Here is a 12,813-nt window from a genome sequence, read left to right on the forward strand (position 1 = left end):
CCCGAATTTATGGGTCCCGAGCCTAGAAGGAGCCTACGCCCCGCGTAATCAGTTCTTTTCCATCGCGGAGCATTGCCGGGCCAGGTTATCGTCTCCCAATCCTTCGCAAATCACACTAAGTTTGAGCGAAGAAATACCATCCTTTGCCTGCCGAGCATTTTTGATTCTGTATGGTAGAAATCCAGTATTGCTCATCGCCTTCTGTTCCTTTTCCATATACGCTTCGGCCTCTCCGGTTTTCCCGGCCGCTGACAGAGCGGTGCCCCAGGCGACAGCAATCGGAAAAGTTACGTCGTCGCGTTGCGCTGCAGTGGCAAGTAGCCTTTGCGCCGAGGCACTCTGGCCGGTCTGCATGGCGACCTGATAGGTCATCAGTGCATAATAGGCGCTCCCTGCGGCGGGCTGTCTGACGTGGGCAAGAACCTGGCGGGCCTGGCCCCATTGAGATTGCCCGATTAGCGACGCGGCTTCTCCCAGCAAGTCCACCCCTTTGAGAAGGTTAGTCACGGGTGCACTTTTCACCCATTCCTGAAGAGGCTTCCGGGTAAGGGTGACATGAGCACGAACAGGGTATGCTTGCCGCAGATAGGCGGCTAGAGCGAGACGTCGCTCTCGTGCATGAGGATGCTGTTGTGCCGCCGCTCTCAGGGCATCCACAATGGCTCTGTCGATTTCATCTCCAGCTTTTGCTCGAAATGTGAAAGAATCCGCAGTGAAGCTCGTTTCCTTTTGCGCCTCTGCTTGTGCCAGACGCGCTATATCCTGGTCTTCAGAACTGATTAATACATCCATGACATCGGTTGCGGCACTAACCGAATATCCCGTTCGTGCCATGAGATCGACGGCGAGAGCGTCTGCTTCTTCCTCCTGCCCACGGGACCATGAAGGAAACAGAGCTGTATCGAGAAAAGCCTTCGCGCCCATTGATGACAGGATGGCTTTCGACACGGCATCGGTTGCGCCGCTCCCGGCAGAAAACCTCCCGACCATGGAGCCCCATTTCATAGCGCTGAAAACACCGTTCTTCAGTGCCTTGTTTTCGCGCTGGGCGGCCGTATGCCCGAGAAGGATATGAGAGAGCTCGTGGGCGAGAACGAATGCGAGGGCGTCTTCCTTCTGGATTTCGGGCGCGTCGTGGAAATAGCGTATCAAGCCGGTGTTGAGGAAAATTGCTCCGCCGACCGAGACGTCAGAAGTGAACGCGGTGTCAGGCGTTAGCCATATGCGAGCATCAGGCCGAGAGCCGGTCCAGCTCGCCAGAAGACGGTCGACAATGGCCTGAGGATAATCTGACACCTCGGGCGCCTCTATTACACCTGAAGCAAGGGTGTTGGCCGGCGCGAGGAGGCCTTGCACCTCGGTTGCTTGAGCGTAGTTTTGAGATGGATGGACTTGGTCGATCAACCGACCGTTGGTCGGCACGCCGCCTCCACCGCCGTCACACCCAGAAAGAGCTGCAGCAATGGAGAAGGCAGCCGGCAATATGGCGAAGCGTCTCATCATTCAGCTTCCATGACAATTGCGACCGAGATTGTTGGTGCTCCCGCCGACCTCGTCGGCAGAAGCCGCACCGATTTGCACACATTGCGTTGGCGTCGGCGCGATTGCCCTGATGTTGGCTTCGACAGAATCTTCGGTGACATAGACGAGCCCTTTATCTGTCTCGACAGCAAGCATGTCCGTTTCGGCGTCCTTCGCGATAATGCGACGCCCGGTCAGAGACGCCGCATCAATCTGTGTCCGAGGCTGTCCGTTCCGATCATAGGTCTGGATTGACGGAGTGTTGTACGTTCCTGCAATAACCGGCGCCTCGACTGCGAGGGCATGGTTGAGCAAGCCAGTCAGAAGTCCAATAGCGAGAGGCGAGAGAACTGCATTAGTAAGAATGCGGGCGAGAAACTTGCTTGGCATGGATATCTCCGTTCAACAGGTCTAGGGCATGTTGCTGAAGTTGCGGAAGCAGGCGGTCGACAAGTAGGGGACTTATCGTGCACGGCGGGGGAGAAGCCTCCGACCCACTTTGTGGACTGCGATCGGTAGGTCGATTGCTCGGTTCAGTATCCTGCAAAGGGGTTGGACAAACCGGTTGCGCTCGTGTTCCTCCTCGGCACTGGCCGCGAGCCATAGCAGGAGCAGTCCAATCCAGTCCGCGTTCGGCCATCTTGGTCCTGCCTCGTTGAGTGCGAAACCGATGGCGGAGAGGCTGGCTAGAAAGCAGAGCTGAGAAACGAGGCCGCGTTCACCATCTTCTTCCTTTTTCGCGCGCGCTGCGCGAACCGTGGGCAAGGTCCATGCACCGAGGAAAAGGAGTGTGACGAACAGCCAGATGACCGCATGGTCGAGCAGCAGGATTGGGGTATGGTTTCGCAGGGTTGGTACGGCGACGATTAGAAAAGCGCCAAGCATGCAAGCGAGTGTCCGTCTGCGTATACTGCTTCTTGCCTGGTGCTTGCGATGTTGTCTCGTAGTGCAGGCCACATCATCGCCGGTGTATTTTCCCAGCGGTTTGGATTTCGGGCGCATGATGAGCGCTATGCTGCACATGAGCCAGATCAAGGCTTCCAGCAATTCGGCCTTGTCGAGGCGTAGCCATCCGATTTGCGCCAGTTCGGGAGGTTCGTGGAAGTATCGCGCACCATAGGTCACGAGATTGTCGAAAGCCATGGCATGCGTCACGACGCCCGGCACCCGGCCGAGCAGTGGCACAACGGAGTCATCGTGTTGATCACGGATGTCTGAGCCGTAAAATACCGCACGGTCGGTTAAAAGCGCGGCCAGAGCAGGACTGCCGGGCAACGTGTTGCGGCTGCTATGACCCAGCTGTTCGGCCCCGATTACCAGGGGATAGAAGGCAAATTGCTTTTCACTGCCGCGGGAGTGGAGGAACAAATAAGCCAGAGCGAGGCGTGAAGCTGCTGTCAGACGCGTGCAAGGGCCTTCTCTCCATATAGCGCAGTTACTCTGCCAATAATCTCCCTGATTGCTGACCAGACTTTGCGCGGGATCGGGAGCCAGCCCCCATCTGATCACCATTGGTCGGTCAAAATTTTCCGCTTGAATATCGCCACAACGTGCCGTCCAGGCATTACGACATAATGTTTCGTAGAGCGACCAGGCCGGGTTGACTGCTTTGGACGTTTCAGTTGCCTCGTCTTTCTCTTCGACGAGGGGATAGCTTCCGGTAGACTCCAGCCCGTTGCTGTAAACCTGATCAGGTTTAAGAATGGGCGGAAGGGAAGGCTGTTTGTCTCCTGCTTCTCCTCTCGCGAAAAGAAGGGGTACATTCATGGAGTGCGCTCGTGCGAGGAGGGGCGCAAAACTGTCGAGCGTCTCCCCCGGCTGTTCCCTCATCATTCGAAAATCGACGAAAACTGCTGCGGGATGTGCGTCGAGTATCTGGTTCAGTATGGCGATATGACGCGTGTACGAAAGCGGAAACGCCGTACCAAAACGTTCCAGGCTTGCATCGTTGACTTCGACAACAGCAACGTGCCGGTGTGTGTTCGCGTTATCTGCGCCGTAGAACGGTGCCGTAAGAGCGTTGAACAAGCCGGCTGAGGTCTGTTTGGTCGCGCTCTCAAGGCCAAGCGGGTCGAGTACCTTGTAGATAAAGAAGAAGCTCATCATTGCCATGATGTAAACAAGACGTGTGCGAAGGTGCGCACCACGCTTAGTCGCCGGTTCTCGTTTTTCCATTTCACTCGCCCAAGCTTATCTTTTCCCGTCAGCTCGCAGGCGCGGAAACAAGCACGTCACCATGCTGCAAAATGTTGCGAAAAAAATTTGTCACGTTTTGTTGACGGAAGCAACACTTCTGTTGATCGCGTCACAAAACCCTGCAAGGCGTGGTATCTTGATCCCGCTTCAGTCCGAGGAAGCGTGCTGGCTCGTGGTATTCATGATCGACAAGATTGCTCGATCTAGATCAGTCGGTGATCCCCCCCCCACACAGCTGAAGAGGCTGACGTCGACGCCAGTCGCACTAGACGCAGCAGGATTATCTGATCGACACTAGCGGCGCGCGCCGCCGAATTGATCTGCCATAGCCATAGCCATAGCCATAGCCATAGCCATAGCCATAGCCATAGCCGTAGTATCAGGAGTATCGCGTGTTGCGTGTCTCCAACTTCAAGCATCACTTAAACCGGCTTCATGCAAACGAGAGTGCTTGTTTTCAGGTCGGTGGTCGAAGCGGTTCTTACAAGGACGTTTAACGGTTCGAGAAATCGCTCGGTGTCACGGCTACCTTCCCTTCGACGTTTTCCTCTGACATCACGAAGCGCTGTCTGAAAAGGCCGAATATAGGTCTCCCGCCCAGTCCATGAAAACACGCAGACGCGGAGAAAGCTGGCGATTGCTCGGGTAGAGTAGGGACAGCGGGGTCGGTAGGGGAGGAAACTCCGCGAGCACCTCGATCAAGCTCCGGATGCCAGATCGTTCTGGAAACGATAGCGCGGTGCCTGCGCAAGGCCGAAGCCAAGGCGCGCGGCTTCGGCGCAGGTCTCAGCACCCGATACCAGGAGACGGGCCGGGATCTCACGCTCGATCACTACCCCGTTTGCTGTAAATTCCAGAGGCAGCGGCTGCTGGGTGCGTGACGAGACGAAGGCGATCATCTGATGGCCGTCGAGATCGTCCGGAGTGAGCGGAATGCCGTGACGTTCGAGATAGGCGGGGCTCGCGACAGTAACTTCCGGAAGTTCGCCGAGGGAGCGCACAATCATATCGCTATCGGGTAAGGGGCCGCCGCGTATCACGCAATCTACCCCTTCGCGCAACAGATCGACCAGACGCTCGCCCTCACCGAGATGGACCGAAAGACCGGGATGGCGGGAGAGGAAGTCGGGCAGGGCGGGCAGGAGTACGACGCGTGCCAGATGACCGACCGTGTCGACCCGGATTGTTCCGGTGAGAGCTGCGCCGATCATGCTGTCTGCATCGTCGATCGCCGCGAGAATGTTCTGGCAGCTCTGATAATAAAGGCGGCCTTCCTCGGTCGGGTGCACATGTCGGGTCGAGCGCTGGAGGAGCCGTGCGCCCAGCCGTCGCTCCAGAGCCTGTATGGCGGCGGTCGCTACAGAGCGGGAAATCCCGCAATCCGTTGCGGCTGCGGTGAAGCTCGCCCGCTCGACGATGCGCGTGAACAAGGTGAGGGTCGCTAGTCTGTCCATGGATATTGTTCCGGATTTCAGAACAATGATGACAGAAACGAGCGGCTTATCGCAAGTCGGTCGGCATGGTCATTTCCTCAGGTCAGTGAGACAGGAGAACATCATGACAGGCACAACGAAGATTGCCTTCGTCACCGGGGGAAGCCGTGGACTGGGACGAGCGACCGTCGAGGCTTTGGCCAAACGTGGCGTCGGCGCCATCCTGACCCATCAAAATAATAAGCAAGGGGCAGAGGATGTCGTCAGTCTCTTGAAGGAGGCTGGTGTTCCGGCGCGAGCGATCCAACTCGATGTCACAGAGACGTCCAGCTTTGCGGGGCTCGCGTCGGAAGTTCGCACGCAGCTTTCCGAGTGGGGGCTGAGCCATTTCGATTATCTCGTCAATATGGCGGGATCTTCTCATACCGGGACGCTCGCCGATACGAACGAAGCTGAGTTTGATCGGGTCTATGCCGAACATCTCAAAGGCCCGTTCTTTCTGACGCAGGCTCTCCTGCCGTTGCTGCGTGACGGGGGGCGTATCGTCAATATTTCCACAGGGCTGACCCGCATCCTCTATCCCGGTCGGATCGCTTACGGCTCCATGAAAGGCGCGGTCGAGGTCATGACGCGGTACATGGCCAAAGAGCTCGGTTCGAGGCGGATCGCGGTCAATACGGTCGCTCCCGGTGCCATACAGACGGATTTTTCCGGCGGTATGGTACGCGATAACCCCGAGATTACCCGTCATATTACGGAGGCGACAGCTCTGGGTCGGCCTGGAGTGCCCGACGATATAGGCCCAATGATCGCTTCGCTTCTGGGTGAAGAGGGACGATGGATCAACGCGCAACGGATTGAGGTTTCCGGCGGGCAATCGCTCTGAAACTAGAAAAATCACTTGCCGTCACGGCCTGGGGGAGGCGCCTGAGAAAGGCGTTTTCTCCATGAGCTGATCGAGAAAGCCGCACACTGGAACAATGTGTCGATTATCCGTGACGCAGGAGACGGGAAGCAGCAAAGAGGCGCCGACTGACGCGCCCGGTGATTCTTGCGCCGTCAGTTCGAAATCGCTGTCGAGCTTGCACCGTCAATTCATCGTCAAGCATTGTTTTCACCTTTGTACGATTGTTGACGAAATGTTTCATAAATAAACCTAAAGTATTTTATACAATCAAAATATATTATACGTAAGTTACGCTGTGTCTTTTGTGCAACCAGAGCTTTTTTGTCAAACTATACTAAAATAAAACTCTGGACGTGGTTTCGATTGTGAAATCTTTCTGACATCAGAACGCCTGATGGACGGTAAGAACACATGATTTCAATCGGTAAAAAAAGAACGCTGCTATTGGCTTCCGCTCTGGGAGCCGGTCTCGCTTTCGCACAGACGGGTCTGGCTCAGGCTGCTGCCACGCAGACCACGCATACCCACAAGACGGTCAAGAAAAGCAGAAAGAGCGTTGCTCAGGCAGTAGCGCCCGCAGTTGTAACGCCAGCTCCCCTGGCCGCATCCACGTCTCGCACCGTCGCTGCCCAGCGCACGGATTTTGCTCCGGTGACAGAGAGCGGTGCGCGTGGGGGGAGCGAGAATATCGTTGTGACGGGTTCCGCGCTCAGCACGTCGAATAACGCCAATGCAAACCCGGTTCAGATCGTTACGGCCAAGCAGATCCTCCAGACCGGTGCCACAACGATCGGCGATTACCTGCAACGTCTGCCCTCGGTCGGCTCGTCCGGCACATACAACTCGCAGACAAACGGTACGGGCGGCTCGTCCTGCGTCGATCTGCGTAATCTGGGTCAAAACCGCACGCTGGTTCTGATCGATGGCAAGCGTACGACACTGAATGGCAATAACAGCTGCGTCGATCTCAATACGATCAACGTTTATCAGGTTTCCAGCATCGAAATCCTGAAGGATGGTGGGTCGGAGCTTTATGGCGCTGATGCCGTGGCCGGTGTGATCAACATCAAGATGCGCCACGACCTCAACGACGCCAATATCACGGTTCGAGGCGGGATCAGCGATGTCGGTGACGGCCAGACCGGTCAGATCTCCGGCTATAAGGGCTGGAATTTCGACCATGGGAAGGGAAACGTAACGCTGTTCGGGTCATACATGACCAAGAGCGGCATCATGCAACGTAACCGCGCATGGTCGAAAAACGTCCAGACAAACGATCCCGTCGATGCGTCCGATCTGCTGTTTGGTTCATCCATCCCTACAGCGGGCAAGTATTTCACGGATGAGGGGACTTATGTCCCGAATGCCAGCGGCTCGGGCTATCACACTTCCACGTCAGCTGATCGCTATAATTACGGGTCGCAGCAATCCCTGACCAACTCGCTGCAGAACTCGACCCTGTCTTTCGATGCGCATTATGACGTGAACCCGCATTTCACGCCTTATGCGAATTTCCAGTACAGCCATCGCACCTCCAGCACCATGCTGGCCCCTGAGCCGATGACGGGCAGCATCTACCGTCAACCCTTCCGTCGAGCCTCGTGATCCCGGCGAATGCGCCGTACAACACGTTTGGCGAAGATGTGCTGATGTACAAGCGCTACGGAGAATGGGGCAATCGCCGCACGGAAACGGCGACCGACACCTACACCGCCATTGCCGGTGCCAAGGGTGAAATCATCCATGGTTGGATGTACGATCTGTCCTACACCTATGGGTGGAACCAGGTCATGTCCCAGATGTCGGGCGTTGGCAATTATGCCAAGCTGCTTCAGTCCTACGGGCTTGAACAGGTCGACCCGACCGATTCAAACAGTGCGCTCGTCTATAATCCGTCTGTCTGTCAGGCATCCTCGGGATGTGTTCTGTCCGATCCGTTCAAGCCGCTCTCCTCGGCAGCTGCGGCCTATTCGAACTACACGAGCCACGATCATTATTATTATCAGCTTCGCGACCTGAACCTGCGTATCCACAACAACCATGTTGCGACCATGCCCTGGAAGGGCGGCGGGGATGTTGGCTTTGCGCTCGGTATGGAGCATCGCGGCGAACAGCTCTCCTATCATCTGATGCCGTTGTGGCGTCTGGTGATACGCTGACCAATTCAGCCTCCTATACGGGCGGTGGATTCAACGTCACCGAGGGCTATCTCGAAGGCAAGGCGACCTTGCTGCGCGATGTATTTCTCGCGAAGGATCTGACCATCGATGCTCAGGGACGCTACTCGTCCTACAGCACCTTCGGTGGCACCAAGAACTGGAAGGCGTCGATCAACTGGGCACCAATTCAGGATATCCGCTTCCGCGCCACGATCGGCACCTCCTATCGTCAGCCGAACGTGTATGAGCTTTACTCGGGCGGAAGCCTCGGTTACGCCTCGGCGACCGATCCTTGCGCACAGGCCAGTGCCTACGGGTCGCTGTCGGCTGCGGTCGTGGCCAATTGCGCCAAGCAGGGCATCAATACCTCAAGCTTCGTTGCTGCCAATTCGGGTCAGATTCCGACGCTTTACGGCGGAAACGCTGCGCTCAAGCCGGAGACGGGTCGCACCTACACGGTTGGCACGGTTATCACGCCGCGCTGGTTGCCGGGACTATCGGCGTCAGTTGAATACTGGCACTACACCGTCAAGAACATGATCGCCTATCTAAGCTCTCAGTATATCGTCGATCAGTGCTACACTGGGGCCGATACCAAATATTGCAGCAACATCACGCGCGTTTCGAGCACGAACCAGCTGAACTCCGTGACGGACTACTATGCCAATATCGGTGGCTTGCGCACGAGCGGTATCGATTTCGATCTCGATTATCGCATCCGTGTCACACGCCAGGACGTGGTCACGCTGGGCAATAACTTCCAGCAGCTCGTCAGCTATCTCCAGCAGAACGAGCCGGGTGGCCAATGGTATAATTACGCAGGTCGCCTGATGTACCAGTCAGGGACGGGTCAGCCGCGCGTGCGCGACTATGCAACCGTCAACTGGCAGCATGGCAACTGGGGTGTCACCTATATGATGAAATATACCGGAGGCATGGTCTGGAATAACGGATCGCAGGATCTCAGCACCGAACTCGGTTATGGGCGCTACAAGACCCCTGGCATCTTCTCGCATGATCTGACGATCGATTATCGCCTCGATCGCTGGAAATTCCAGGCGGGTGTAAACAATCTGTTCGACAAGCAGCCGCCTTTCGTGGCTGACGCCTCGACGAACAGCGCAGCCGGTCTTTATGGCGATCTGTATCTGGGTCGTTATGTCTTCCTGCAGGCTGGGGTTAATTTCTGATCCCTTTCTTCCCGGCGCAATCGAGCGCCGGGAGTAAGCTGCCTGTCAGATCAGATAGGAATCATTGCCTGTTACCAGAGTTGTGCGAGCGGAACGGTAGGTGCTCCCGCTCCGCTCACGATGGCTCTCGATCCTGGAATAGATGAGGCCGTCCGTTTCTGAATCGAAGACCCGATGCGCAAAGCGTTCGCGCACCGGATGGATGGCCTTTGTATAGGCGTGAGGACCGGTGATGTTGAACGTGGTGACGGCGCCTGCGCCGTGCACCTCCGCGCGATAGGTCAGAATTTTGGTCATCACGAGCTGGATGACCCGGCGCAGATAAGGATGACCGGGTCGGGCGATCAGAAACCATTGCTGATATTCGCCGCCCTTAACATGCGCGATCGACGCTCCTAGACCCCAGCCAGCATGGAGATTGGAGCCCGACATGTTCCATTGCGACAAGAGGAACTCGTCATTCGGGCGGATGATGGCATCCAGAGGTCGGGATGTTGAGGATTTGAGATCCAGATACACGCCCCCGAGACGGTAGATCAGCAGATAGCGAAAGAAATCGGCTTTGGCTGCGCCGTATTCTGCCCCGATCATGAGATAGATCTTGAGCACATCCCATCCATAATGATCGGAGATGAACTGAAAGCGCGCGGCTTCGTCCCAGAGACGCAATTCCCAGCCGGGGTTGAGTGCCGAAGTCTGAGCGATATTGGCCGCAAAGGCCGGATCCAGCGTCGTCCGATCGTTGCAGATGAAATGCAACAGGCGCGGCACGGCTGCGAAGTCTTCGGAAGAGGGCGCGATCTCGGGGAAACGCTTGAGCGCAAGACAGGAAAGCTCCCCCCAGCTGGAGCGCTTGAGACTAAAATCGCGGGTGCCGTCCGGAGAATGCGAATAGGGAGCCCCCGTTGCATCGCGGAGCTGATACACGTGAGGCCGCAACGCCATAAGGGTGTAGGAGGGCGGCGCATTGACGAGCTGCCCTCGGCCCAGATCGATCCCAAGGAAGTTCGTGTCGCGTTGCTCGAGCACGATCCCCTCGAGGAGGAGCTGTTCGTCGCCTCGGCACGCGCCACCAACGCATCGCCAAACATCGTGATGAGCGCTGTTTCGGTCATGGGGTGAGGCTCCTCAGGTGTCGTTCTCCAGAAGGGGCGTTGAGACATCTCCGGGCAGGAAGGCCCCGATCTGACGAACGGCTTCGGCAAGGCTGACGCGCTCGACAGCAACCCCTTCAGGAAACGCCGAAAGCAGACGTGAAGGCATGCGTCGATCCAGAATGACGAAGACGCCGCGATCATCGCTCTTGCGGATCAGACGACCGAAAGCCTGTCGTAGTCTCATGCGGGTGAGACGATCGTCATAGTCGCGCGGATCGTCGGGGGAGAGCGCCTTGCGGCGTTCCCGATGGAGAATGTCAGGACGGGGCCAGGGCGTTCGTTCGAACACCACAAGGCGCAAAGCCTGGCCCGGCACATCCACCCCATCCCGCATGGCGTCCGTACCCAGCAGGCAGGAATGGAGCTCTGTGCGAAAAATATCGACCAGCGTTGCGTTATCCATCGTATCGACATGCTGGGCGTAGAGCGGCACGCCAGACTCTTCCAGAGCACCAGCAATGCGCTGATGCACTGCGCGCAGGCGTGAGATCGCGGTGAACAGTCCCAGCGCGCCGCCTCGTGAAGCGAGAAAAAGAAGGCGATAGGCGCTCGCCAGAGCGTCCAGATCGTTTTGCGGAATATCCGTGACGATCAGGGCCCTTGTCTGATGGGCATAATCGAAGGGGCTCAGGAGCGAAGCGCGAAAAGGCGGCTTGATGAAATGCGGGGTGCCAAGGCGTGTTTCGGCAGCGTGCCAGGTCTGTTCGACCTGACGCGGGTCTGGTCCGCTCTCGCCTGCTGCCGGTGTTTGATCGCGCAGCGTCGCGGAGGTGATCAGCATGCCATGGGCGGTTCCCTGCATGACGGACGCGAAAGGGATCGTCGGGTCACGCCAGTGACGATGCAGCCCGATATCCGTCTCCCCCTGACGGCCCGCAATATAGTCTGACCGGATCAGATCGATGAAGGCTGTGCTGGACCCAGCCTCGCTTTTGAGCACGGTATCGAGCATCGCAATCCAGCCCTCAACGCGCGTAATCGCCCGTCTTCTGAGCGAGCGGATCATGGCCTCGATCCGCAGGCGCTGCGCGGCTTCAAGAGCGTCATCCGGTTCGCTCAAAAGGGCTTTGAGGCGCTCGACCAATGTGTGGAGCGGTGCGAGCAGGCGTCTGAGAGCAGAATCGAGAGGAGAGGCGGCCTGACGCAGCGTTTCTCCAGCGGGGTGAAGCTCACATTCAGAGCTGTCCTGCCCCTGTGTGCCAATTCGCCTTGCGTCCAGCTGGGCCCTCAGCGCCTGAAAAAACTGTTCCGAGGGATTGACGATCAACTCGGGGACGCTTGGCTGCGGCGCTGTGTCCTCACCATTCAGTCGTCCGAGCCAGCCGGGTGCGGGGAGGGAATGGGCCGCGCCAAGGATCGCCTCCATGGGGGATTCAAGCGCGGGAGAGGTCGCGACCAGATCTTCGATGCGCCGTCGCAGGCCTCTCGCTCTAGAGCGGCTCCCTTCCGCGCCCAGCAGCCAGCGACGCAGTTCGGCGGCCTCGAGGCCGGAGAGTGCGAGGGAAAAGGCGCTATCAGCCGCTTCAGGGAGGTGATGGCCTTCGTCGAAAAAGTAACGTGTCGGCAGCTGGTCTTCGTCTGGTACATCGTCTCGCGCGAGACTGGCCCAGCTGGCTTGTGAGAGCACAAGCGCATGATTAGCGATGACGAGCCGTGCTCCGCGCGCGCGCCGGATCGAATGTTCCACAAAACAGGTCTGGTAGTGCGGGCACGCCCCGTGGATGCATTCGCCTCTGCGATCGGCCATGCCGAAGAGGGTCCCGCTTCCGAAGATATCTCCGAACCAGCCCGGCAGGTCGCCCCCCATGAGGTCGCCGTCTTCGGTGGCCTCCGCCCAGCGGGCCAGCATCGAAAGCCCGATGAGTGCCGATGGAGACGGAGAGGGGCGGGAAGCGAGCGTGTTGACCGCATCTTCCATGTTCAGGAGGCAGAGATAGTTTTCACGCCCCTTGCGCAGAACTACGGCGTCGCGGCGCTCGGCGGGGTCTGGGTAGAGCCGGTGCAGTTCCTGCTCGATCTGCCGCTGCAGATGGCGTGTATAGGTCGAAACCCAGACAGGTCCGTCATTCTGCTCGGCCCAGACGCTGGCCGGAGCGATATAGCCGAGTGTCTTGCCCGTGCCCGTTCCCGCTTCGGCAAGGACGATCTCGGGAATGCCGGCGCCTTCGCGGGGGGCCAGTGCCTGTGTGACCGCCGAGGCGTAATCGGCCTGTCCCGGACGTGTTTCGGCCCCCTCGCCAAGGATGCGTG

Annotated in this window: 7 protein-coding genes and 1 pseudogene; 2 read left to right on the forward strand and 6 right to left on the reverse strand. The window is 57.8% G+C overall.

Translation table 11 applies throughout. The features are described 5' to 3' along the window. Positions 1–48: 48 nt before the first annotated feature. The 4 genes from JCM15831_RS05480 to JCM15831_RS16905 form a co-directional block, all read right to left on the reverse strand. Entirely contained in the window at positions 49–1,503 is a 1,455-nt protein-coding gene (locus tag JCM15831_RS05480; RefSeq protein ID WP_025823324.1) for a M48 family metallopeptidase, read from the reverse strand. Further along, positions 1,504–1,911, reverse strand: a complete 408-nt coding sequence (locus JCM15831_RS05485) for a hypothetical protein (RefSeq protein WP_025823326.1) — start codon at positions 1,909–1,911, stop codon at positions 1,504–1,506. It abuts the gene before it with no gap. 72 nt (positions 1,912–1,983) lie between these two features. Further along, positions 1,984–3,696, reverse strand: coding sequence for a CHASE2 domain-containing protein (locus JCM15831_RS05490; protein ID WP_025823327.1), 1,713 nt, complete (start codon positions 3,694–3,696; stop codon positions 1,984–1,986). Between the two features lie 719 nt (positions 3,697–4,415). Continuing rightward, a complete protein-coding gene (locus JCM15831_RS16905) occupies positions 4,416–5,171 on the reverse strand; it encodes a LysR family transcriptional regulator (protein ID WP_456303426.1) in 756 nt (251 codons plus the stop codon). Between the two features lie 103 nt (positions 5,172–5,274). On the opposite strand from JCM15831_RS16905, the gene JCM15831_RS05505 reads away from it, so the two are divergent. Both JCM15831_RS05505 and JCM15831_RS16910 read left to right on the forward strand, forming a co-directional pair. Continuing rightward, positions 5,275–6,036 carry an SDR family NAD(P)-dependent oxidoreductase gene (locus JCM15831_RS05505; RefSeq protein ID WP_025823331.1) on the forward strand — a complete coding sequence of 254 codons (762 nt, stop codon included), beginning with the start codon at positions 5,275–5,277 and terminating at the stop codon, positions 6,034–6,036. A gap of 432 nt (positions 6,037–6,468) precedes the next feature. Continuing rightward, positions 6,469–9,406 (forward strand): annotated as a pseudogene (locus JCM15831_RS16910) (TonB-dependent receptor domain-containing protein). Between the two features lie 45 nt (positions 9,407–9,451). On the opposite strand, the gene JCM15831_RS20045 reads toward JCM15831_RS16910, so the two are convergent. Next, positions 9,452–10,435: a glycosyltransferase family 32 protein gene (locus tag JCM15831_RS20045; RefSeq protein ID WP_051528334.1), complete on the reverse strand. Its 984-nt coding sequence runs from the start codon at positions 10,433–10,435 to the stop codon at positions 9,452–9,454. 99 nt (positions 10,436–10,534) lie between these two features. Next, positions 10,535–12,813 (reverse strand): ATP-dependent DNA helicase (locus tag JCM15831_RS05525; RefSeq protein WP_025823337.1); only part of this gene is annotated, 2,279 nt, incomplete at its 5' end.

It is taken from the genome of Asaia astilbis JCM 15831 (assembly GCF_000613845.1).
Taxonomy (GTDB): Bacteria; Pseudomonadota; Alphaproteobacteria; order Acetobacterales; family Acetobacteraceae; genus Asaia; species Asaia astilbis.